Below are 23,562 nucleotides of genomic sequence, written 5' to 3' on the forward strand. Positions count from 1 at the left end.
ATTAATTGAGTTGTTTTGAGAGTAGAAGTGCGCAGCAAGGCTCAGGTTTGACAGCTACAGATTGATTTATGACAACTAGAATGGTGAAAAGGAAAGTGAGACAATGAAGAAAAGCAATTTAGTATTTTTGAAATGTGTTTTGTCAGCTACAGTGATGACGTCCGCGCTGTTCGTCGGATATGGAGAGAAGGCTTTTGCTGCTCCTGTGTTTAGTCAATGGGGAGAAGATGGCGAGGAAGAGGGTCAATTTAGTTTTCCTCAAGGGATGGCGATTGATCAAGCAGGAAATCTTTATGTAGCGGATACAATGAACAGCCGTGTGCAGAAATTCACATCCAATGGGCAGTTTCTGCAAGTATGGGATATTGACGGAATGGTATTCGGAATGCCACGGGCCATTGCGGTAGATCATAGTGGGCTTGTCTATGTGAATAATGGACAAGGCAACATTCGGGTGTTTCAGTCAGACGGCACCGAACTGAGGCATTGGGATGATATTCAATTTCTGAATGCTGGTGTATTGGGGATGGCAGTCGATCACGAGGGTAATGTGTATGTATCGAATGCCGGATTGCATCAGGTACGAAAATATGATCCGATGGGACAACCTTTGCTCACATGGGGAGCGCGTGGAGCTGCTCCCGGACAATTCAATGCGCCTTCCGGCGTTGCAATCGATCGCGATGGCATCATTTATATTGCTGACCCGGGCAACTTCCGCATCCAGAAATTCGATTCCATGGGCCAATATCTTGGACAATGGGGAGAGACGGAAAGCGCTGACCCGGGGAAATTCAGTTTTCCACAAGCTCTCACCTTTGATCAGTTCGGAAATCTGCATGTCATGGAGACGAAGAATTATCGAATTCAAGTACTTGATCCGTATGGGAAATCAATCAGGATGTGGGGCAAGGAAGGCTCAGCTCCTGGAGAATTTGAGGTTACATTCGGTGTTGCCGCCGACAATGCCGGAAATATCTATGTAGATGATTCCATGCTGCGCCGTGTGCAAAAATTTTCACTCACTTTGGAAAGCCCGCAAATCGTAACAACTTCAGACCAGGCGATCGTTACATGGCCTGCGGTAGAGGGGGCAACCGATCTCGAACTTGAATGGTCGCAAGACGGGAAAAATTGGAACAAAAAAGCCTTGGTTGCCAATGAAGCGCAGACAACAATTCATCCATTGACAGACAATACAAACTATCAGTTCCGCCTGATTGCCAATTTTGCTCCAGGCTACAGAATGGCATCCAATTTGGTAGAAGCCAGGACCGCGAACCTGCCGGTGCCACCCTCCTATCCGGAAAAGGATGAGCCTTCGACTCCACCACCACCACCAGTAGAAACTAAATTGACTTCAACTAATGGTCAAATAACGCTTCCTTTGGGTACAATAGGCGAGGTTAGTCTTGAAGATAAAATCGGAATATCGATTCCGGCTAATGCAACAAATAAAGAACTGAAATTAACGATAGAGAAAGTGCTAAACACCCAAAATATTTTAACTAATAAAGAGGTTCTGGGCAGTTCGATATTTGAAATTCTGAAAAATATCCCGGAAAACTTCAGTAAACCGGTAACGATAGCTCTAACGTTTGATCCAACAAGTTTAAAGGGCAATCAATCGGTGGGTGTCTTCTATTATGAAGATGGGAAGAAAGAATGGATGGGTGTCCCTGGAAGTAAGATCAATGGCAACCGCATTAGTGTGGAAGTCAATCACTCTGGGAAGTTTGCGGTATTCGTTGTAGACCCAGCTACGGGTCTGCCTGTAACGAATCACCAGGCGGAAACGCCACCAACGGAAAAGCCAAAGGTAGTTAATATTAGTGATATCTTCGGACACTGGGCAGAGGCGAACATCAAGCAAGCAATAAGCAGTGGAATTGTCGCAGGTTATCCGGATGATACATTTAAGCCGAATCATACCGTGACTCGTGCGGAATTTGCTGTAATGCTGATGAATACGCTGAAGCCGCAAGGAGCAGGAATGACACCGACCTTCACAGATTCTGCCGAAATCGGAGCTTGGGCGCAGAAGGCGGTCGCGCAAGCGGTACAAGCTGATATCATTAAAGGCAATGATGATGGTACATTCCGTCCTAATGCTGAAGTATCACGTGCGGAAATAGCCGTGATGATAGCTCGCGCTATGAGCTTGCCTATCGAAGCAGATGCCGTAACTGACTTCGCTGACGACAAGGATATTCCTACGTGGGCAAAAGGCAGTGTTGCTAACGTGAAGCAAGCAGGTATTGTGCAAGGTAAAGACGCGAACCAATTCGCCGCTCAAGACCATGCAACGAGGGCTGAAGCCGTAACGATTCTGCTGAAACTGTTGGCTCAAAAAAGCAAGTAAACTAAAAGATAACAAGCTTGGTTGGTCCTAGTGGACCTTCTAAGCTTACTATCATTCAATAGAATCTAGGGCTATCTCCGTCCAAGGACGAGAGAGGCCTTTTTATTTTGCTTTCAGTTGCCTTAAGACAGAATACGTGATAAAATCATCCTGACGAACGTTCGGAAGGGTGATGGGAATGACTGCAGCGCGGATTAAAGAGGTAGCTCTTAAACAATTTGCCAAAAACGGATACGAAGGCGCTTCGCTAGCGGATATTGCTGCGGAAGTTGGCATTAAGAAACAATCAATTTATACGCATTTCAAAGGAAAAGATGAGCTCTTTCTTGATCTGTTTGATGATGTGTTTGCGAAGCAAGTGCAATTTTCTGTTGATTATCTCGATCGCAATACGGAGCTTTCCTTTGATCAGATTCTTTATGGCTTTCTTACCGAACATCATGCGTGGTATGAAAAAGATGATAATGCCAAATTTTTCTTGCGTGTGTCCTTTTTTCCGCCTTCGCATCTTTATGATGTCATTGTGGAAGAAGGTTATCGCTATTGGGTTACCTTAGAAGAGATGCTAATCCCCGTTTTTGATCAAGCGATAGCAGCAGGGGAGATTAGTTCGGATGTTAGCAGTAATACCGCGACAGTTGCTTTTCTCGCTGTTTTGGACGGCATGTTTGTAGAATTGTTATTCGGAGGATCCGAACGATCGCTCAAAAGGATCGAGGCATCCTGGTTCGTATACTGGCGCGGCATCAAAAAGTAAAACAACAGGAGGATCACAACCATGAACCGCAATTGGATTTATATCTTTATTGGCGCTTTTTTTGAGGTCATGTGGGTTACAGGATTAAAACATGCAGATACTACATTGACGTGGATCGGCACGATCATTGCGATGTATATTTCGTTTCATTTGGTGATCAGCGCGTCTACCAAACTGCCGGTTGGAACGGTATACGCCGTCTTCACCGGGATGGGAACAGCGGGTACTGTGCTGGTGGAAATGCTGCTGTTTGGAGAACCGTTCAGCTTAATTAAAGTATTCCTTATTATTCTGCTTTTAGCCGGCGTATTCGGACTGAAATTTGTGACAAAAGAGCAGAATAAGAAAGGAGTCGCTGTATAATGGGCTGGATATATCTGATGTTTGCAGGAGTGTTCGAAGTCGTAGGCGTTGTGGGCATGAACCAGATTAATAAAGCAAAAAACGTTCGCTCGTTCAGTCTTTTCATCGTCGGTATTGTGATGAGCTTCGGGCTTCTGAGCCTGGCGATGAAAAGCCTGCCAATGGGCACATCCTATGCGATCTGGACAGGAATTGGAACGGTTGGCGGGGCTATCGTCGGGATGTTGTTCTATGGCGAATCCAAAGACTGGAAACGGTTGGTGTTCATTGCGATGGTGTTGAGTGCTGCGGTTGGTTTGAAACTAATGGCTTAACGATAGAAAAAATCGATAGATAAAAGTAAAAGACAGCCTTGGACGTGAAAGCCCAAGGCTGTCTTTTTGCCAAACCGCAGTTCCTTGGCACGGGAGCCCCAAAGGACTTTACGATTGTATTGACAGAGCGAATAAAAAAGGTATATTATGGTTTATAATTCGTAAAAATTACTATTAGTGTCTAGTCCTTATGGTTGTAGAATATTAAATATGGATAAGACAGACTAACCCACGTTTTGTAATAGTAATAATTACGCTTTAAGAGGAGGGTAGAAGTGGGGAGACAGATTGTAAATTTCATTAAGTGCAGTCCAACCCAGAACATGACCATTTTAGTTGAATCGAACCACAAGCTTGAAGAATACATACCTATCGCCGCCAAGCTCATGTCCTACGACCATGTTTATGCGGAGCAAGTCGGTTTTATTGAAAAGTCGGCAAACAATCAAGCAGCAGCATTTTTACAAATGGCCGGCGGTGAGTTTTGCGGAAACGCGTGTATGTCGTTAGCGGCCTTCCTTGCCTCTGAACGAGAGATAGCGCTTAATGATTCGACAGAAATCATTTTAGAAGTCTCTGGCCTTGAGAAAGCCATCAATTGTTCTGTGACGAGAAGGCGGAGCGGTTTCTACTGCAAGGTTGAGATGCCTATTCCACAAAAAATAGAAAATCGGATCATTCAGTACGAGGGAAAAGAGCTGGGTGTCATTATTTTGAGATACCCTGGTTATATTCATATCGTGATTGAAGTTGACGATTTTGGTGCATCAATTAGAAACAAAGCGGAGTCCTTGGCCAAATTACTCGGATTAACGCTTGGAGCTAGTTTGATAGGAATTTTATTATACAAGGCTGCAATGCAGGAAATGGCTCCGCTCATCTATGTTCCTCATTTGGACACCATGATTTGGGAACGGGGGTGCGGCTCAGGTACGGCTTCAATCGGAGCTTACCTGGCTTGGAAGCATGAAGCAACGATCGTTGCTGAGATCAAACAACCCGGCGGCATAATTCTAGTTAATGCGAGCTGGCATGCAGCAGAACCGACAAATCTCAATATTGAAGGCCTGGTCGGTATTGTCGCACAGGGTAAGGCATTCATTGATTTATCGATAGATAATGCATAAGGGGGAACGGTATGGAGGCTGTAGAAACGATGCAAGCAGCTTTAATTGCATTTTCACAACAATTTGATGAGCAGGCAGCATGCTATGATCACACCCTGACTCACAGTCCAGCGTTAGAACAATTAATCAATAGCTATTCTTCATTTATCACCAACCCCTCAAATAGAGAAGCTTGGGAAAGTATGGAACTGAATAAGCTTGAAGAAATTTCGCCGCTCGTAGAAGCTTTGAGAATCAAATCTTCGCTTGCTGTTGCCCATATGGAGAAATATCGGGCGCTCAAGCTGCGGCACGGATATTCGGATATCACCGACTATTTTCGAAATATTGAGTCGTGCATTGAGAAGGAGTTTGGAAGCGCTGAAGTAACCTCTGATTCCAAGGTTTTACTGATCGGGTCAGGTTCTTTTCCGATGACGCCGCTATTCATTGCCAAACGGACAGGGGCAGAAGTGGTGGGAATCGATATTGATGAGGAAGCCATCACGCTAGGATACGAGGTTGTGAAACAGCTAGGCAGAGAGCTCAACATTCGTTTGGAACAGCAAACAGTAGAAAAGCTGAATTTCACCAGAGAAGCAACTCATATCATATTCAGTTCAACCGTACCCAATAAGTATGATTTGCTGGATCAATTGCACGTTTTAACGAACGAGCATGTCGTTGTGGCTATGCGTTATGGGAATCAGTTGAAGTCGCTGTTTAATTACCCGATGGAGAAGGTAGACGAACATAAATGGATGCTAGCGGAAACGATCTTGCGCCCAGATCAAGTATTTGATATTGCTTTATACCGAAAGTCTTAGCAAGATTTCAGGAAGACAAGATGAAAAGGAGGGACTATGAGCAATCTCAAACAAATCTTGCTGTTGGGTACAGGCCCTGCAACGATTCAGCTCGCTGTATGCTTAAACAAACAGCTTTCATGCCGATTGGGAATCGCCGGTAGAGCGTCCGCGCGCTCCGAACAATTATATTCGGCGCTTAAACAGAGCAATCTGATGGTTCGAGTAAGCGTCCAGAATGATAATCATCGAGAGATGGAAGGCGAGTGTCCCATCGACCAACTATTCGAAGACTTCGGCACGATTACCGGTGAGTGGGATACGTTGATTCTGGCAGTAACGACAGATGCTTACATCGAAGTGTTGCAACAGATGAGCCGCAATGTTTTGAAAGATGTTAAATGCATCGTTTTAATTTCGCCTACGCTTGGTTCAAACAGTCTAGTCAATAATTATATGAAGCAATTCGACATAGAGGTTGAAATTATCAGTTTCTCCACCTATTTTGGCGATACAAGGTGGATACCTGAGAGCGCTCATCATCATGTTCTTACAACAGCAGTGAAGAAAAAAAATTTTGCAGGCTCCACGCGGACTGCTTCCGACAATCTCGAAGTGCTCAGACAATTGTTTGAACGATCTGGCATTGTGCTTGAGCAGATGGCAACGCCTATTGAGGCTGAATCAAGAAATATCTCTTTGTATGTGCACCCGGCGCTGTTCATGAATGAGTTTTCACTGGATGCTATATTCGGAGATTCTCCTATTCAAAAATATGTCTATAAGATGTATCCCGAAGGTCCTATCACACAATATTTGATCCGAGATATGCTGGCGCAATGGAAAGAAATCATGAACATGCTGGATGCTTTGCGGATTAAACGGCTAAATCTGCTTCAATTCATGACAGATGACAATTATCCCGTCAGACTGGAAAGCTTGTCCCGTGACGATATCGAAAACTTTAGCCGACTTGAGACGATTCATCAAGAATATTTATTGTACATCCGCTATACATCGCTGCTCATCGATCCTTTCTCTGAACCGAATGAAGACGGCAAATATTTCGATTTTTCGGCAGTTCCATTTAGGAACATATTTATGAATAAGGAAGGGGAACTAGACATCCCCCGCATGCCGAAAGAAGACTATTACCGCATCAAAATTATCCAAGGCATGATGACATACCTTGGTATACCAAGTCCAACGATTGACAAGTTTCTTCATACCTATGAACAAAAATTAGTTGAAGCCGCTGATTTTCATCAAAAACTCAAGCGGTCGAATGCCTTTACCATTCAAAGTTTCAATGAGGATATACAGCGAATATGCAGTGAAATCAATAAAGAAATGCAGGAGGAATTCTAGTGAGTAAAAGAAGAATCGTTATGCTGCAGATGTTCATCGTTTTTGTTCTGACTATCGCAGGCTGCAGCAGCAATAAGGAATCAACGTCGGCTCCAGCAGACCATGAAGCGGTTAATAAAAAGGATACTGCACTTATATATGCAACGCCCAAAGATATCAATGATATGAATCCTCATCTATATACAGGCGCTATGTCTGCTCAAGGAATGATATTCGAATCCTTGGTTGAAAACACGAAAGACGGCATCAAACCTGCTCTTGCAGAATCCTGGGACATCTCGGCAGATCACAAAGAATACACGTTTCACCTTCGGAAAAACGTTAAGTTTCACGATGGAGAATCTTTTAATGCCAAAGCCGTGAAACAAAATTTCGATGCGGTCCAGGCGAATGCAAGCAAACATGCTTGGATTAAGTTCTCAACGAAAATTGTAAAAAGCGAAGCGATTGATAACGATACGTTCAAATTGGTGCTGTCCGAGCCTTATGCCCCGGCTTTGCTCGAATTGTCCATGACCAGACCCTATGTCTTTCTATCCCCGAAAGATTTTGTGAACGGAAGCACGAAGGATGGGGTAAACGGCTACAACGGTACGGGGCCATATAAGTTGACTGCGCATAAAACCAATGAATATGCCATCTTTGAAGCCAATCCAAGTTACTGGGGCGGTGAGCCCCAAATTAAGAAAATTACCGCAAAAGTGCTTCCATCTGGAGAAACAACCTTGTTGGCTTTACAAAAAGGTGAAATCAACTTTGTGTTCACGGATGATCGGGGCACAGATAGCATCGATGTCGACGCCATGAATCAATTAACGGCTTCAGGCAATTATCAATTGGTTCGAAGCGAATCGATGAATACGAAGATGCTTGTGGCCAATAGCAGCAAAACGGATAGTCCAGTTAGTGAAACGGCCGTGCGCGAAGCCATCTGGTATGCCATTGACCGGCAGAGTATCAGCAAAAATATTTTTAACAGCACGGAGACTCCCGCTAATTCACTTTTCTCCTCGAACGTTAATTATGCGAATGTGGAGTTGAAGCAACGCGGTTATGATCCTGAAATGGCCAAAAAGATCTTGCAGCAAGCAGGCTGGACGTCAGAAAGTGGACCTTCCATCAGAATGAAAAATGGCAAGAAGCTGACCATTAGTATGTATTACGACAGCAATTCTGCTTCCCAAAAAACGCAAGTAGAATTTATTCAAAATTCACTCAAAAATGTCGGGTTCCAGCTAGTTATTGTTGGGGAGGATTCAACTTCAATTGCCAAAAGAAGAGCGACAGGCGATTACGATTTGCTGTTCAATCAGACATGGGGACTGGCTTATGATCCTCAAAGCACGATAGCTGCCTTTACGACGGAATCATCCTATTTGTATACAACAAAAGGTATTGCAAAAGCCGATGAATTGTACAAAAAAATTAATGAAGTGACATTGTCCACGGATGAGAACAGCAGAACATTACTGTACGCCGATATTATGAAAATTGTACACGATGAAGCCGTGTTTATACCGCTCACCAATGGCCGTGTAACCGTGGTAGCACCCAAGAATCTAAAAAGCATCTCGTTCAAACAAACGCAATTTGAACTGCCATTTGAACAAATGCATTTTGAATAACAAACTGGCTTGATTCGTGTTTTGAGACAAAGGAGAATTCTATGGGAAGGTATGCGATGAGAAGGCTGTTCCTAACCATTCCACTATTGTTAGTCATTTCATTCATAACGTTTGTACTGCTTAATCTTTCACCGTTGGATCCCGCCGAAGCAGTGCTGCATGCAAGAGATATCCCCCAAGTTACGCATGAGCTAATCGCCCAAACGAAAGATGAATTGGGGCTTGACCAGCCTTTTTTCATCCGTTATATGCGCTGGCTTACAGCTTGTTTGCACTTGGATTTCGGCAAGTCCTATGTGACAGGAAAACCTGTTAGCTCGTTAATAGGCCCAGCTTTTCTGAATACGTTAAAACTCACTTTCGCTGCTTCTGTTGTTATCATAGTATGGTCACTCCTGCTGGGGGTCGTTTGTGCGATGAAAGAAGGTACATGGGTGGATAAATCAATTAGAGGTTTGGCTTTTTTTGTAACAGCAATGCCAGCTTACTGGCTGGGTTCGCTGCTTATCTGGTATTGGGCTGTGAAAATGGATTTGCTGCCGACAAGTGGTATGGAATCCTACCGGAGCTATATCTTGCCGGTTTCGGTGATCTCAATCAGTTACGCCGGTATTTACTTCAGAAACGTCAGGAGCGCCATGCTGAATAACATTAATGAAGATTATGTGCTGTATGGCAGGGCCTGCGGCTTATCAGAGATGGTCATCACCAAGCACATCGTCAGAAATTCTTTGCAAGTCGCCGTTTCGATATTTTGCATGGCAATACCTACGATACTTGGAGGCACGGTCGTCATAGAAAATGTGTTTGCCTGGCCCGGATTAGGAAGCTTGAGCGTTAAGTCAATTATGGGAAGGGATTTCCCGGTAATTCAAGCTTATGTTCTGATTTTGGGAGTAGCATTCGTCGGATTTAATACCATTTCTGATCTCATTAATGCTGCCATGAACCCGAGATTAAGGAACAATATGTCATGAGGGTTGTACAGCGCTTAGCAAAAGATAAACTTGCCATTGTTTCTTCTGTCGTTATTATCGGTACGATAATTATCGGATTATGCGCGCCGCAATTTGCGCCCCATGACCCAGAAGAGGTCAATATGAATCTTCGTTATGCCGGTCTGTCTTGGAACTTTCTGCTAGGAAACGATCACTTGGGAAGATGTATTTTATCCAGATTAATATACGGAATTCGGCCCAGTGTGCTGTGGGTTGCCGTCGCTTTGTTCGCAGCTTTGCAGATTGGAGCCATTCTGGGACTCATGGCAGGTTATTTTAAAGGGAAAACAGATGCCCTGATCATGAGAATTTGTGATATCATGCTCTCTTTTCCCGGCTATGTCATGACATTGGCGATTGTTGGGATCCTGGGTACAGGGTTAGCAAATATCCTGATTGCATTTGTTATCATGAAATGGGCATGGTTCGCACGAGTGATTCGAGCTTCCGTCATGCAGTATGCGGAACTGAACTATGTGAAATTTGCCAAAGTCACGGGCATTAGCAATCTGAGAATTATTTATAGACATATTGTTCCGGCTGCCTGTTCCGATATTGCTGTGATTGCAAGTAGTGCGATGTGCTCGATGATTTTGCAAATGTCCGGCTTCTCCTTTCTAGGATTAGGAATTCAGGCACCACATGCAGAATGGGGGATGATGCTGAGCGAGGCGAGAAGCGTGATGTTCTCAAAGCCACAGCTAATGCTTGCTCCGGGGCTGGCCATTATGATCATCGTTTCGGCCTTTAATTTCTTGTCGGATGCCCTTCAGATTGCGCTGGACCCCAAATTAGGCGCCTCACCCAAAAAGCTGCAAACGAAAGAGGTGACGATTTAAACGATGAATGTGCTGGAAGTTGAGCATCTGAATTTATGGGATGCGAACACCAATGAACTAATTGTAGCCGATACCTCATTTCAGTTGAAGCAAGGAAGCTGTCTGTCTATTGTAGGAGAAAGCGGCAGCGGAAAGTCGATGACCTGTCGAGCGATTATGAGGCTGAACAAACCGTGGATTCATCAATCCGGTGCCATATACTTGAAGGGCGAGAATATCATGACGCTCTCAGCGAAGGAAATGAGAAAGAAAAGAGGCAAGCAGCTCTGCATGATTGTTCAAAATGGGATGCGAGCGTTTGATCCTACCTGTGTAATCGGTGTTCACATTAGAGAAACGCTTGCCCAGCACTTTAAATGGAATCGGAAAGAAAGTGAAGAACATATCATTCGTGCGATGGCAAGCGTCATGCTGCAGAACCCTGTAGATAATCTAAATAAATACCCGCACGAGCTGTCGGGAGGGATGCTTCAGCGCATGATGATTGCTTTATCTCTAGTTCTAGAGCCTGAGGTCGTCATCGCCGATGAACCAACAACAGCGCTTGATGCTATTTCGCAATTCGAAGTGGTTGAACAACTGATACACATGCGAGAACGAACAGGCTGTTCCATGATTGTAATTTCTCATGATTTCGCAGTTGTCAAAAAAATGGCAGATGAAGTGCTGGTCATGAAGGACGGAGCCATCATTGAAAGAGGTCGAACGCAGACTATTTTTACGGAAGCGCAGCATCCTTATACGCAATACTTAGTTTCTGCCCGATTGGCACTGAGTGCTCATTTCCAAAAGCTTGTGAAGGAGGAGAGGGTAGAGATTGCTAGTCGTTGAGCGCGTTTCCAAGGCTTATCGAAAAAATAGTTTTTTTTCAAAAGAAAAGCAGCAGATTGTGAAGAATGTCAGCTTTACATGCAAACACAGCGAATGCCTGGGGATTATTGGAGAAAGCGGAAGCGGAAAATCAACATTAGGGCGGTTGATTGCAGGTATCGAGAAGCCGGATCACGGGATTATTCAGTTTGATGGAAGAGACGTTTCGGATAAAACGGTCAGAGCTGATCAGATCAGCGTGGTTTTTCAAGACTATACGTCGTCTCTGAATCCATATTATACCGTTGAACAGGCGATGATGGAGCCGTTGAACCTGCAAAATGACTTGCTTTCCGAGAAACAAAGGAAACTCGACTCCTTATTGATACAAGTTGGCTTGAACACGACCTATCGGACCAAATATCCGCATGAGTTATCGGGCGGAGAGGTTCAGCGCGTATGTATCGCCAGAGCCATATCTACCCAGCCCCAATACATTGTACTGGATGAAGCCGTCAGTTCGCTTGATGTCTCTGTCCAGACACAAGTGCTTGATCTATTAAAAGAGTTAAAAGAAAATTACGGAACGAGCTATCTCTTTATCACTCATGATATTCAAGCAGCTGCTTATCTTTGTGACAGAATCATAATTTTTAAAGAGGGGCAGATTGAAGAAATCGTGAGGACAGAACATTTAAAATATGTTCAATCCGACTATGCAAAAAGTTTATTGAAGAAGCACATTACGTTTTAAAGGAGGAGGAGGCTTTGACTGGAGCATTGTCCTGGCCATTTGTGCGTTTATATACGCTTGCTCTTCTCTTTTTCAGCGCCAATGCTATATTAAATGTCATCATTCCGCTGCGTGGAGAAGCGCTGGGAGCGAGCAATACAGCCATTGGATGGATCATGGGGGCGTATATGTGTACTGCCATGCTATTTCGTCCGTGGGCAGGAGAGATCATCAAACGACGAGGGCCGTTGAAAATATTGCGTATTATTCTTATTATTAACGGTTGTGCACTGCTGCTGTATACGTATAGTGGCTTGGAAGGCTACTTGATTGCACGAATACTCCAAGGTTGTTCAACAGCATTTTTTTCTATGGCTTTGCAAATCGGTATTATCGACGCCCTTCCGGAAAAGGATCGCTCGCAGGGGATTTCGCTTTATTCTTTATTTACCTATATGCCCAGTATTCTTGGACCCCTTCTGGCAATCGGTATCTGGCAAACGGGGGGAATGAACTATTTCACATTGCTGCTAATCGCCATTGCAATTTGTACCGCCGTATTCGGCTATAGTATCCCCATGGCAACAGAAAAGAAGGCGACTACTGAAACGCATGAGGTGTTAGGATTTGGAGTTATAAAGTCATTGGGACAGTTAATCAAAAATCCGTATTTGTTTAAATGCGGTTTATTGATGCTCGTTGCTTCAAGTGTTTTCGGTGCTATCACAAATTTCCTGCCGCTGTACGCGGCGCAGTTGGAAAACGGCAGCGCCGGCGTCTATCTCATGCTTCAGGCGGGGGTCGTGGTCTTGGCCCGCTTTGCTTTAAGAAAAAAAATTCCGTCTGACGGGCGATGGCATTCGTTATTTATTATGGGCATTATGTGCACTCTGGCGGTAGCAGCTCAGTGCGTCAGTTATTCACTGGTAGGAGGGCCCTTTTTTTTCTACACCGGCGCAGTACTCATGGGAGCTGCTCAAGCGCTTCTATATCCGGCGTTAACCACCTATCTGAGTTTTGTGCTGCCTCAGATGAGCCGCAACATGCTGATTGGTTTATTCATTGCGACCGCTGATTTGGGTATGTCGCTTGGCGGTGTTGTGATGGGCCCGATCGCTGACGCTACTTCCTATTCGTTTATGTATATGATTTGTGCGATTATGGGCGCAGCGATGATTATTTTTGCTTACGATCGCCGAAAAATATTTGTTGGTGAAAGGGCATAGGGCCTGACCTCACGTAATGACAATATACTAGTTAAATTTTAAATCCGCTGAAATTGCGGATTTTTTATTTTCGTTCAAATATGAATTGCTAATAGAACTGGAATTGCTTCCTAAGAACAGGAATATCTCTGGCATGTTGAGTGGACTTCGTAGGTTATGATAAAATAATAAGATAATAAGAGAAAATAGAGGTGAAAAGCTTGGACCGACTTTATGATATGTTACAATTTAACTCAGAGTTTGTAGAGAAGAAGGAATTCGAAAAATATAAATCATCTAGATTCAAAGATAGAAAGATGGTTGTTGTAACTTGTATGGACTCAAGACTTACCGAGCTTCTTCCACGAGCATTAAATATCAAGGATGGAAATTCCAAAATTATTAAAGATGCTGGAGCGATTGTTCTGCATCCATTTGGCAGCGTGATGCGCAGCGTTATTGTCGCTGTATATGAATTAAATGCCGATGAAGTATTTGTGGTCGGACATCATGATTGTGGGATGAGCTGTATTGACCCTGAGGAAACCATTAATAAAATGAAGGAGAACGGCATATCATCTGACACTATCGATACCCTCGAGAGTTCCGGAATTAATTTGCAACAGTGGCTGCACGGTTTCGATAGTGTTGAAGAATCCGTCAAAGGAAGCGTGGAAACGGTCAAGAACCATCCCCTCCTGCCCCAAAACATTCCAGTTCATGGCCTTGTAATCGATCCGGAAACAGGAAAGTTGGATTTAATTGTTGACGGTTATAAACATAGGGAATCGTAGGGATATTCGAATTGAATGAAGCCTTTAAACTATAGCTTAATGAAGACTCGACGGCAGCCGGCCAGATGATCGGCTGCCGTTTCTATTGTAAACTAATGTAATCTAAATGAAGGTAAAAGGGAATTGGAATGATGTGTGGAATAAACTAAATTTGGAAGTGTAATTTGCCCGAATAATTATAGAAAATGAGGAAGAAAGCCATGATGATTAAAAACTTCGGAAAGCCTATAGCGCTTAGTATAAGTTGCCTTTTCCTATCTATTCATCCTGCTTTTGCAGTGGGCTCAACAGCAATTGCGGATCATCATGAGATGAAGCTAAGACTAAATGAGCAAGTTGTGTCAGTAAATGGTCAAAACCAGACGCTTGCGGCCCCGCCGACTTTAATGAATAACGTGACAATGGTGCCGCTTCGCTTTGTTGCTGAGTCTCTGGGGACTACAGTGAAATGGGATGAACTTACGCGGACCATTACATTGTCTACGGCCAAAACAAAAACTGCGATCACTCTGACCATCGACAGTAAGGATGCTAGGATAAACGGAGTCTCAACTTCATTGGAGCAGCCTGCGACCATTATCAATAACACGACAATGGTGCCCCTTCGATTTATTTCTGAAAATATGGATCAGAAGGTTTCGTTTGACAGTGCCACGCTGGCGATTACGATCACTAGTAAAGCCATTCAACCTGTTGCAGTTCAGACAAAGCGAGACAAACCTACTGTAGATAATTTATCGATAGCACTGCCCAGTGCAGAATCAAACTATGTTAAAATTAGAGATATCATTTCAGACTCAAATAACAATGTGTACATGATTGATGTCAATGAGAAAGATTACAATTACCGATATGGAATCTTGTCATATAATCAAAAGGAGGGGGATGGGAGAAACATCCAGAAAATTACATTCATTGATGGTAAATTTAACATACAATATAAAGATTCAAGGGGCAATATGCAACGTGTTCCGTCTAACAACATCACTCCCAAAAAGCTGTTTTACAATAGTTTAAATAGCAAGCTATATTTGATTGCACAGGCATCGGAAACCTATGTCGAAGAAGCAACAGTCATTTATGAGGTACTGCCAGAAGTGAAGATGGTGACGTACAATTTAGATAGTTCCATGAATGAAGAAAATAATTTCATCTCGTTTTTGGATCAAGAGCATTTTTACTACAGCAATACATTTTTGGGAAAGTTATACGACTTTCAGTCGCCAAGTGAAACTAAAGAAATTGGACGCCTTCCCGATAAGCAAGGGAATTATGTTTCTGTAAACATGGATGAGAACATTTATGTATTGGATAAAGAAAACAAAAAAATTAGCAAGATTAACTTGGATGGCACGGTTAGTGAGGTGGCTAAGGTTCATTTGGGCCAAATTACGGGAGCCGCAACGCGGAATGGATATTTCTACATATCCGACGCAAAAAAAATATATCGAGTTGATGTTTCTGGAAATTTAGAGGAGTATGTAAATATTGATAATTTAACGTATAACAAAGGTTTATTTGATCCTAAAACACAAACGTATGAGCCGCCTGCGGTTAATTATAAAATTGAAAATGGAGAATCCATAGCCTATCAGGTAGAGGGTCCAAGTGCATTAAATATAGGGGGGAATCCCTTATTTACGATCGATAATGCAGGAAAAATTATTATTTATGACAGCTTAAACCGAATTCTTCGACGGATAAATGTTTTCTAGTTTTTATATATGAAAAGAACAGAAGAAAGTACCCATGAGGGTGCTAATGCAAAACGTTATCTTCATACTGACAGACAAATAAGGCAGGCGCAGCGGCGACCTGCTTTATTCATTTGATGTATACTTGCTGCAATTAGACCCCTCGGTATGTTTTAAATTCTTTACGCAAACTTGTCTATTCGCAGGATTTCATCTTTTGAGGGCAGCAGAGTTCAATTTGCTTGGTTAATTTTAGCTATAACAATAGATTCTCTTGTTATTGCTCGACTACGTATATAAGATAAATCGAGGATGTTTATCTTAATCTAAGGTGGTGTTGTAAATGGTTAATGAAATTATTTCAATATCAGAGCAAAAGATACCCCTATTTATCGTAACAGGTTCTAGTGGATCGGGGAAAACCTACGTTATTAATGAACTGCGAAGCGTATTGCCAGAATTTAATATATTTGATATCGATAACCTTCGTGAGATAGGCATTTCAGATGAGCAGCAAATAAGAAACGTTTGGCTTCGAGTTGCGAGAAATATAGCTGAAAGTGGACGTATGACAATTATATGCGGAACAGCAATGACTTGGGATATTGAAAAATGCATTGACTTTCCTTATTTTAAGCATATCTATTACCTAAATTTACATTGTGATGATGAAACTCGCGAGAGGCGATTACGTGCAAGAAATTGGCCAGAAGAAATGATACAGGACTACAAGAAATTTGCAAATTGGTTGCTTGAAAATGCGGATAAGGCATATACACCGCCAATGCCGATTGTCGATACTACGGTTGCCGACGTAGCTGATGTAGCAGCTCAAATAAAGACCTGGGTTCTTCAGTACGCTTAAATTAACGGAAAACGATAACGTTCAGAAAGAGAGGAATGAAACCTTAGTGACTCAGGAAGAAGTGTTAAAAGGCGGTAATATTAATCACATCGTCCGCATGGCGAACACTGTTCGCCGCCCTATAGGTTATTGGAGCCCGAATGTTCATGAACTACTTAAACATTTGGAAAAACAAGGCTTTGAGGGAGCACCAAGATTTCTAGGAATGGATGACTCTGGACGTGAAATATTGACGTTTATTTCAGGGGAAGTTCCAGGGAACAATTATCCAAAACTTGAACCGTACATGTGGTCGGACGAAACGCTTAAGGGTTTGGCGCGCCTTTTGCGCCGTTTCCATGATGCGACTAAAGCGTTCACTCCTAATGCGGGGGACAGATGGCAGCTTAGCTATGCCGGTGATGCCGAACACGAAGTGATCTGTCATAATGACGCAGCCTTGTATAATGTTGTCTTTCAAGAGGGGGCTCCTGTGGCGCTGATTGATTTTGACATGGCAGGCCCAGGTCCGCGTATGTGGGACATTTCGTACTTCCTTTACACATCGGTTCCGCTTGCGAGTTTCGCACCTGACCATTCTTCTGGAAAAACTGTAGCCTACCAGTATGAAATTCACGCTTCAGAGCGCCGTCGGCGAATTCATTTGGTGTTTGAATCTTATGGAATTCCAGTCCCTAATAATCTGGGACAGTGGATTACTCGACGTTTGAAAGTACTGTGTGATACGTTGGGAAATGGTGCCGCCGAAGGGAATCCAGCCTATCAAAAAATGGTTGATGAAGGTCACTTGGCGCACTATGAGAGTGAGATTCGTTTTGTAACAGATCATTTCGAAGATTGGAAATAGAATCGAATATTCCGCTTACTGGGAAGGATTGCGCAATAGCCAAGTAGCTTAGAAAAGACAAAGGAGAACAATACATTGAAGCATGAAATAGTAATTAATTTGCCAATAGCAGCGGATGAAGTTCCTAATTTAAGGGAACTGGTTGGCTGGGACGGCAGATATTCAGATTATCCAACATTATTTGAACGATGTAACTTTTGGGCTGGTCTCAGAGATGAGGAAAATAAGCTTATAGCCTTCGGCTATGTTTCTGGGATGGGGTTGCAGCATGGATACATGGAAGACATAATTGTGCATCCGGAATTTCAGCAAAAAGGAATTGGCGAATCCTTAGTTAGGAAATTACTGCAAGAGGCAGAACGTGTTGGGTTAGAGATTGTGACATTGACATATGATTCAAAACATACTTCCTTTTATAAAAAGAGTGGATTTACCCCCTGTTCTGGGGGATTATGGAGGAGGAAAGATTAAACTAGCGGCGAAGGATAGCTCAATCAACAATAGTACTAGGCTTGGTTTTAGGCATAGCTATATTTAGAAAAGGATTGAGTCAAGACGAAGGAGCGGGGAGCTGAAGCCCGCTCTTTGTTTAACATATAAGCCGAATTTTATATGTTTTGGGGCTGGGGTGAGCGAAGCTGACCCCTTATTGTATGAAAGCCCGTGCTGTAGTAGATAATTATATGCAATATGATCTCAAACCTGTCGGAACGAGTCGGTAAGTATAAAGCATTTTCCACTAATTGGTTAAAAAAATATTAAAAATGGTCAATTTATTTTCTTATATGGGATTATGTTTTTCATTATACTTCATAGTAAGGACGTGTGGAATCGTACCTCATTACAGACAAGAACCTCTACTATCCACCGTCTCTAATGAATGCAGATGAAACGTTGCCATTCTATGCGAAAGTTTAGAAAGATTTTTTCTTTTTAAACCGTTAAGGGTGTAATGATGTGCCTTTTTGGTAACGCTTTCATGTAATCTGCATGGACAGGATTACGATATTAAATTGAAGAGGAGGTGGTTATGTTTTGGGAACTACCCAAATTCAAATTTAGGGAGCCTATTCAGAAAAAGATTTGCAAAGGAGAGGGAGTAAACGAACTGTAACTTGATTTCATTGAGGAGGAATACGAAGTTATGATCAAAAAAGTACTATCAGCTGTCTCGGTTATGGCCATGGCTACGAGTTTGTTGGCCGCTTTTTCCGGTGCCGCCGGAGCGGCATCCATCAGCGACGCGAATACTACGATATTCGGGGCGAATGTTTACGTCTTCGATCCAACGATGGCTGCCACCGACATTGAAAGTGTGGCAACTAACATTTTCAACACTCAGGAAACAAATCAATTCGGTACACAGAGATACGCGATGCTCTTCAAGCCCGGAACCTACAATGTAAATATTCGGGAAGGTTTCTATACACATATTGCCGGGCTGGGACAGAATCCCGGAGACGTGAATATTACAGGCGGACTCAACGTAGACGCTAAATGGGCTAACGGCAACGCGACACAGAACTTTTGGCGCTCGATCGAGAATCTGAAAGTTACGCCGTCGAGCGGCAAGATGCGATGGGCGGTTTCGCAGGCGGCACCTATGCGGCGATTGCAAGTTCAAGGCAATCTTGAGTTGTTCGACTTTGACTCGAACTTTAATGCCGGTTGGGCTAGCGGTGGCTACATGGCCGATTCCATCATAAGCAATAAAATCACTCCTGCCTCACAGCAGCAATGGTTTAACCGGAATGACCAGTATGCATCATGGGGAGGCTCCGTCTGGAATACAGTGATGGTTGGAGACACTACGCCACCAGCTGCTACTTTCCCAGATCCTCCGTACACAATCGTCGATAGTACACCTGTCGTTCGCGAGAAACCATATCTTTACATCAACAGCTCCGGGCAGTATAGCGTTTTTGTCCCATCGCTTCGGACGAACGCCAAAGGCGTAAGCTGGGCAAGTGGATCGACACCGGGTACATCCATCTCCATCGACCAATTCTATATCGCTCATCCTGAAACAGCCACAGCAGCTAGTATTAACTCGGCGCTCAGCCAAGGAAAGCACCTCCTGTTTGTGCCTGGCGTTTTCCATCTGAACGATACCATTCGTATTACAAATGCCAACACCGTCGTATTGGGCATCGGCATGCCGACACTGATTCCCGATAACGGGAAAATTGCGATGTCCGTTTCCGATGTGGACGGCGTGAATATCTCGGGAATTTTGTTCGATGCCGGTCCGTCTAATTCACCTTCGTTGCTGGAAGTCGGACCCACCGGCAGTTCGCTGAACCACTCCTCCAACCCGACCTCCCTGCAGGACCTTTTCTTCCGAGTAGGCGGCGCCGGAGCAGGCCTGGCTGATACCGACCTGAAGATCAACAGCAACAACGTCATCGGCGATCATTTTTGGATTTGGCGAGCCGACCACGGCACAGGAACCGGTTGGGCGGTTAACGTGTCCAATAACGGACTTGTAGTCAACGGAAATAATGTCACCATCTACGGCTTGTTCGTCGAGCATCACAACAAGTATCAGACACTATGGAACGGCAACGGCGGAAGAACCTATTTCTATCAGTCGGAAATCCCTTACGACGTGCCTAACCAGTCCTCGTGGATGAGTAAGAATGGAACGGAAAACGGATATCCTTCCTATAAGGTGGCAGATACGGTAACCACGCATGAAGCTTGGGGGCTAGGCGTATATTCCTTCTTCAGGGACGCAGCCGTCAAGCTTAACAATGCGATCGAAGTGCCCAACGTGATAGGTGTCAAAGTTCACCATATGACGGACATCTGGTTATCCGGAACGGCAGGCAGCGAAATCACTCACATCATCAATGACACTGGCGGGCGCGTGTACGCTAATTCTCCAAGTGCCGCAATGAGACAGACCGTTACCGAATTCCAGGGCAGCGGCACGGGCGATACCCAGCCGCCGAGCGTTCCGGCAAACCTTACGGCGACTGCCGTTTCGAACAGTCAGATCAACCTCAGTTGGACTGCCTCGACGGACAATGTGGGTGTAAGTGGATATGATATTTACCGGAACGGCACGCTAGTCGGCAGTTCCACATCGAATTCGTACAGCGATACGGGGCTGACTGCCTCGACGACATACAGCTACACCGTAAGAGCGAAAGATACGGCTGGCAACATTTCAGCAGCCAGTAACACAGCCACCGCTATAACGCAGGCGGCAGGCGGAACGGTGCTCGACCGTACTGGCTGGACGGCGACTACCTCTCCGGTAAACAGTAGCCCTGCCAACATGCTGGATGGCAATACGACCACCCGCTGGACGACCGGGAAGGACATGGTGCCGGGTCAATATTTTATCGTCGACATGAACACATCGAAAACCTTTAACAAGCTCACCATAGACTGCACTGGCAACAATAATGACTATGCTCGAGGATACGAGGTGTTTGTCTCTAGCGACGGAACCAACTGGGGGAGCGCGATTGCGAGCGGCACGGGCACAGCTCCGCTAATTACCGTCAACTTCGCATCGAAGACTGCCCGATACATCAAAGTTGTGCAAACTGCTACGGCCACTAATTGGTGGTCCGTGAGAGAGTTTAACGTTTATAACGGATAAGGAGTTGCAAGTTTGGGGGAGTGATAACAACTTTCACTCCCCATATTGCTTTTGAATAGGCCCTGCCAACTTATGAAAGTGGAGGTATTCAACTATGAAAAAACGTTTTTTGGTTACAATCTTGCTGTTACTAGTTTTGAGCCTGCTTCCCGCATATTCCGCTTTATCTGCTCCTACTGACAACTGGCAGCTGGTCTGGTCCGACGAATTCAACGGAACGAATGGCTCGGCGCCAGATTCCACAAAATGGAGTCTCGTCGACCAAGGCGGTGGATTCGGCAATAGCGAGCTTGAATACTATACCAGCCGAAGAGACAATTCGTACCAGGAAAACGGATCGCTAGTCATCGTAGCCAAAAAGGAGAATTATACTGGACAATCGTACACGTCCGCAAAATTAATTTCCAAGAATAAAGGCGATTGGAAATATGGGCGTTTTGAGATTCGCGCCAAACTTCCTCAAGGAAGAGGCATGTGGCCGGCGATTTGGATGCTTTCGACGGATGCTATTTACGGCGGCTGGCCGAAGAGCGGCGAGATCGATATTATGGAAAATCGCGGAGACCAGATGGACAAAGTGTCCGGTACCATCCACTATGGAAACGATTGGCCGAACAATACGTATTCCGGAGCAAGTTACTTACTGTCCAGCGGCCAATCTTTTGCGGATACGTATCACACTTTTGCAGTTGAGTGGGAGGAAGGCGCGATCCGATGGTATGTAGACGATGTGCTCTATTCAACGAAAACAAATTGGTTTACGCCTTCCGCTCCCTATCCGGCACCGTTCGATCAAAAATTTTATTTGATGCTCAATCTCGCAATTGGCGGACCCAATACACCGTTTACAGGTAAAACAAGCCCAGATGACTCCGCTTTACCGCAAAAATTTTATATTGATTACGTACGTGCGTATACAAAAACCGCCAGCAGCACGGCACTAGACCGCACCGGCTGGACAGCAACTACCTCGCCAGTGAACAGTACCCCTGGCAACATGCTGGATGGCAATATGAGTTCACGCTGGACAACAGGTGCAGACATGGTCCCTGGACAATATTTTATCGTTGACATGAACTCTTCGAAAACCTTCAACAAGCTCACCATAGACTGCACTGGTAATAATAATGACTATGCCCGGGGATACCAGGTGTTTGTCTCCAGCGACGGTACCAATTGGGGGAGTGCGATTGCGAGCGGCACAGGCACAGCTCCGCTAATTACTGTCAACTTCGCGTCAAAGACTGCCCGATACATCAAAGTCGTGCAAACCGGTACGGGCACCAATTGGTGGTCCGTGAGAGAATTTAACGTCTACAATTAAAAAGGTCAGTGCAGACTGTGTCATTGCAGTCAATAAACATACTTCATACTCCTCATGAATAGATTGTGAAGGGGCTCGGATCGAGCATCTTGAACAATCATTCGGAGGTGAAAACCTTGCAATACTCTTATCCAGTGTATCCCTTCCTTGGTTATCAAACCAAAGTAGTACAGGAACCGATTGCATTTCCGCCGCAGCATCAGGATCAAGTCCCTGGACTGGAGTATCTTATGGTGCCGCGTCCCATTTTCGATTACCCGGGGTATGTTGGCAGCTGCAAGCTGAAAGGGAAGGTTGCAATCATTACCGGGGGGGATAGCGGATTCGGACGTGCAATAGCAGCTGCTTATGCTAAAGAAGGAGCCGACTTGGCTATTGTATATTTAAATGAACATATCGATGCGGAGGAAACCAAAAGGTATGTTGAGCAATTCGGAACTCGTTGTCTGCTTCTGGCCCGAGATCTTCGCGATCCAGCCAGTTCGCCGGATATTGTAGCTGCAACGCTCAATCATTTTCATAGACTGGACATCGTAATCAATAACGCTGCCGTGCAACCATTTACTGGGAGTATTATGGACATTTCCAATGAACAACTCGAAGATACGTTTCGAACCAATATATTCCCATTGTTTTATTTGACTAAAGCGGCTCTGCCTTATTTGGATAAAGGCAGTTCCATAATCAGTACAACCTCAAGAGTTGCCTACGAAGGAGATAAGAATGTCATTGATTACTCAGCAACTAAAGGTGCTATAGTAAGTTTTACTCGCAGTATGGCACTGTCTTTGGCCGAAAAATGGATCCGAGTAAATGCGGTCGCTCCGGGTCCGTCATGGACGCCGCTTAATGTGAGTACATACTCCAAGGAACATGTAGCTACTCTAGGCACTGACAGCCCGATTGGGCGTGCGGCACAACCATTCGAGATAGCACCAGCCTTTGTTTACTTAGCAGCAAATGAATCCATGTACGTTACAGGTCAAGTTGTTCATGTTAATGGAGGTTTGATCCGCTACTCTTGAAGTCATTCGAAGAAACCTCGAATAGATTAAGTTCCGTTACTGGAGCAATTCCAAGAAATCAATAAAAGCAAAGAAGGAAATGCCGCGATCGGGAGGCATTTCCTTCTTTTTTTC

General features: G+C 44.3%; 21 protein-coding genes. All 21 read left to right on the forward strand.

Annotated elements, in window-relative coordinates; genetic code table 11:
• The first annotated feature begins 103 nt into the window (after positions 1 to 103).
• The 21 genes from BC351_RS16860 to BC351_RS16960 all read left to right on the forward strand — a co-directional run bounded on the left by BC351_RS16860 (position 104) and on the right by BC351_RS16960 (position 23,448).
• Positions 104 to 2,362 carry an S-layer homology domain-containing protein gene (locus tag BC351_RS16860; protein WP_079413909.1) on the forward strand — a complete coding sequence of 753 codons (2,259 nt, stop codon included), beginning with the start codon at positions 104 to 106 and terminating at the stop codon, positions 2,360 to 2,362.
• A gap of 178 nt (positions 2,363 to 2,540) precedes the next feature.
• Entirely contained in the window at positions 2,541 to 3,119 is a 579-nt protein-coding gene (locus tag BC351_RS16865; protein ID WP_079413910.1) for a TetR/AcrR family transcriptional regulator, read from the forward strand.
• A 21-nt stretch (positions 3,120 to 3,140) separates the two neighbouring features.
• The gene (locus BC351_RS16870) at positions 3,141 to 3,482 is read left to right on the forward strand and encodes a DMT family transporter (protein WP_079413911.1); all 342 of its coding nucleotides are present in this window, start codon (positions 3,141 to 3,143) and stop codon (positions 3,480 to 3,482) included.
• Positions 3,482 to 3,796: a DMT family transporter gene (locus tag BC351_RS16875; protein ID WP_079413912.1), complete on the forward strand. Its 315-nt coding sequence runs from the start codon at positions 3,482 to 3,484 to the stop codon at positions 3,794 to 3,796. Before BC351_RS16870 ends, BC351_RS16875 begins: the two co-directional genes overlap by 1 nt.
• A 275-nt stretch (positions 3,797 to 4,071) precedes the next feature.
• A complete protein-coding gene (locus BC351_RS16880) occupies positions 4,072 to 4,923 on the forward strand; it encodes a histidine racemase CntK family protein (RefSeq protein WP_482811864.1) in 852 nt (283 codons plus the stop codon).
• An 11-nt stretch (positions 4,924 to 4,934) separates the two neighbouring features.
• A complete protein-coding gene (locus BC351_RS16885) occupies positions 4,935 to 5,729 on the forward strand; it encodes a methyltransferase domain-containing protein (RefSeq protein ID WP_079413913.1) in 795 nt (264 codons plus the stop codon).
• Between the two features lie 36 nt (positions 5,730 to 5,765).
• A complete protein-coding gene (locus tag BC351_RS16890; protein ID WP_079413914.1) occupies positions 5,766 to 7,076 on the forward strand; it encodes an opine metallophore biosynthesis dehydrogenase in 1,311 nt (436 codons plus the stop codon).
• The gene (gene cntA, locus BC351_RS16895) at positions 7,076 to 8,701 is read left to right on the forward strand and encodes a staphylopine-dependent metal ABC transporter substrate-binding lipoprotein (protein WP_079413915.1); all 1,626 of its coding nucleotides are present in this window, start codon (positions 7,076 to 7,078) and stop codon (positions 8,699 to 8,701) included. Before BC351_RS16890 ends, cntA begins: the two co-directional genes overlap by 1 nt.
• A 41-nt stretch (positions 8,702 to 8,742) precedes the next feature.
• Positions 8,743 to 9,678, forward strand: a complete 936-nt coding sequence (gene opp1B / locus BC351_RS16900) for a nickel/cobalt ABC transporter permease (RefSeq protein ID WP_079413916.1) — start codon at positions 8,743 to 8,745, stop codon at positions 9,676 to 9,678.
• On the forward strand, positions 9,675 to 10,538 hold the full coding sequence (gene cntC / locus BC351_RS16905) for a staphylopine uptake ABC transporter permease subunit CntC (RefSeq protein WP_079413917.1): 864 nt from the start codon (positions 9,675 to 9,677) through the stop codon (positions 10,536 to 10,538). The genes opp1B and cntC overlap by 4 nt, the downstream gene beginning before the upstream one ends.
• 3 nt (positions 10,539 to 10,541) lie before the next feature.
• A complete protein-coding gene (gene cntD / locus BC351_RS16910) occupies positions 10,542 to 11,369 on the forward strand; it encodes a staphylopine uptake ABC transporter ATP-binding protein CntD (RefSeq protein ID WP_079413918.1) in 828 nt (275 codons plus the stop codon).
• On the forward strand, positions 11,356 to 12,102 hold the full coding sequence (locus tag BC351_RS16915; protein ID WP_079413919.1) for an ABC transporter ATP-binding protein: 747 nt from the start codon (positions 11,356 to 11,358) through the stop codon (positions 12,100 to 12,102). The genes cntD and BC351_RS16915 overlap by 14 nt, the downstream gene beginning before the upstream one ends.
• A 14-nt stretch (positions 12,103 to 12,116) precedes the next feature.
• On the forward strand, positions 12,117 to 13,307 hold the full coding sequence (gene cntE, locus BC351_RS16920; RefSeq protein WP_079413920.1) for a staphylopine family metallophore export MFS transporter CntE: 1,191 nt from the start codon (positions 12,117 to 12,119) through the stop codon (positions 13,305 to 13,307).
• A gap of 200 nt (positions 13,308 to 13,507) precedes the next feature.
• Positions 13,508 to 14,080: a beta-class carbonic anhydrase gene (locus BC351_RS16925; RefSeq protein WP_144028433.1), complete on the forward strand. Its 573-nt coding sequence runs from the start codon at positions 13,508 to 13,510 to the stop codon at positions 14,078 to 14,080.
• Positions 14,081 to 14,280: 200 nt separating this feature from the next.
• Complete coding sequence (locus BC351_RS16930; protein ID WP_158082116.1) at positions 14,281 to 15,795, forward strand: stalk domain-containing protein; 1,515 nt, start codon at positions 14,281 to 14,283, stop codon at positions 15,793 to 15,795.
• Between the two features lie 322 nt (positions 15,796 to 16,117).
• On the forward strand, positions 16,118 to 16,639 hold the full coding sequence (locus BC351_RS16935; protein WP_079413922.1) for an AAA family ATPase: 522 nt from the start codon (positions 16,118 to 16,120) through the stop codon (positions 16,637 to 16,639).
• 46 nt (positions 16,640 to 16,685) lie between these two features.
• Entirely contained in the window at positions 16,686 to 17,486 is an 801-nt protein-coding gene (locus BC351_RS16940) for a phosphotransferase (RefSeq protein ID WP_244209046.1), read from the forward strand.
• A gap of 75 nt (positions 17,487 to 17,561) precedes the next feature.
• Positions 17,562 to 17,957 (forward strand): GNAT family N-acetyltransferase, encoded by a 396-nt coding sequence (locus BC351_RS16945; protein WP_079413923.1) that lies wholly within the window; start codon positions 17,562 to 17,564, stop codon positions 17,955 to 17,957.
• Positions 17,958 to 18,630: 673 nt separating this feature from the next.
• A complete protein-coding gene (locus BC351_RS16950; RefSeq protein WP_079413924.1) occupies positions 18,631 to 21,099 on the forward strand; it encodes a discoidin domain-containing protein in 2,469 nt (822 codons plus the stop codon).
• Between the two features lie 94 nt (positions 21,100 to 21,193).
• The gene (locus BC351_RS43455) at positions 21,194 to 22,423 is read left to right on the forward strand and encodes a family 16 glycosylhydrolase (RefSeq protein WP_158082117.1); all 1,230 of its coding nucleotides are present in this window, start codon (positions 21,194 to 21,196) and stop codon (positions 22,421 to 22,423) included.
• A gap of 116 nt (positions 22,424 to 22,539) precedes the next feature.
• On the forward strand, positions 22,540 to 23,448 hold the full coding sequence (locus BC351_RS16960) for an SDR family oxidoreductase (RefSeq protein ID WP_079413925.1): 909 nt from the start codon (positions 22,540 to 22,542) through the stop codon (positions 23,446 to 23,448).
• Positions 23,449 to 23,562: the final 114 nt, after the last annotated feature.

It is taken from the genome of Paenibacillus ferrarius (assembly GCF_002027705.1).
GTDB classification, from domain to species: domain Bacteria; phylum Bacillota; class Bacilli; order Paenibacillales; family NBRC-103111; genus Paenibacillus_E; species Paenibacillus_E ferrarius.

What these genes read in the sequence shown, in the direction of transcription:
- BC351_RS16860 (WP_079413909.1), top strand. Translation starts at nt 104, where the DNA reads ATGAAGAAAAGCAATTTAGTATTTTTGAAATGTGTTTTGTCAGCTACA.
- BC351_RS16865 (WP_079413910.1), top strand. Translation starts at nt 2,541, where the DNA reads ATGACTGCAGCGCGGATTAAAGAGGTAGCTCTTAAACAATTTGCCAAA.
- BC351_RS16870 (WP_079413911.1), top strand. Translation starts at nt 3,141, where the DNA reads ATGAACCGCAATTGGATTTATATCTTTATTGGCGCTTTTTTTGAGGTC.
- BC351_RS16875 (WP_079413912.1), top strand. Translation starts at nt 3,482, where the DNA reads ATGGGCTGGATATATCTGATGTTTGCAGGAGTGTTCGAAGTCGTAGGC.
- BC351_RS16885 (WP_079413913.1), top strand. Translation starts at nt 4,935, where the DNA reads ATGGAGGCTGTAGAAACGATGCAAGCAGCTTTAATTGCATTTTCACAA.
- BC351_RS16890 (WP_079413914.1), top strand. Translation starts at nt 5,766, where the DNA reads ATGAGCAATCTCAAACAAATCTTGCTGTTGGGTACAGGCCCTGCAACG.
- opp1B (WP_079413916.1), top strand. Translation starts at nt 8,743, where the DNA reads ATGGGAAGGTATGCGATGAGAAGGCTGTTCCTAACCATTCCACTATTG.
- cntC (WP_079413917.1), top strand. Translation starts at nt 9,675, where the DNA reads ATGAGGGTTGTACAGCGCTTAGCAAAAGATAAACTTGCCATTGTTTCT.
- cntD (WP_079413918.1), top strand. Translation starts at nt 10,542, where the DNA reads ATGAATGTGCTGGAAGTTGAGCATCTGAATTTATGGGATGCGAACACC.
- BC351_RS16930 (WP_158082116.1), top strand. Translation starts at nt 14,281, where the DNA reads ATGATGATTAAAAACTTCGGAAAGCCTATAGCGCTTAGTATAAGTTGC.
- BC351_RS16935 (WP_079413922.1), top strand. Translation starts at nt 16,118, where the DNA reads ATGGTTAATGAAATTATTTCAATATCAGAGCAAAAGATACCCCTATTT.
- BC351_RS16950 (WP_079413924.1), top strand. Translation starts at nt 18,631, where the DNA reads ATGATCAAAAAAGTACTATCAGCTGTCTCGGTTATGGCCATGGCTACG.
- BC351_RS43455 (WP_158082117.1), top strand. Translation starts at nt 21,194, where the DNA reads ATGAAAAAACGTTTTTTGGTTACAATCTTGCTGTTACTAGTTTTGAGC.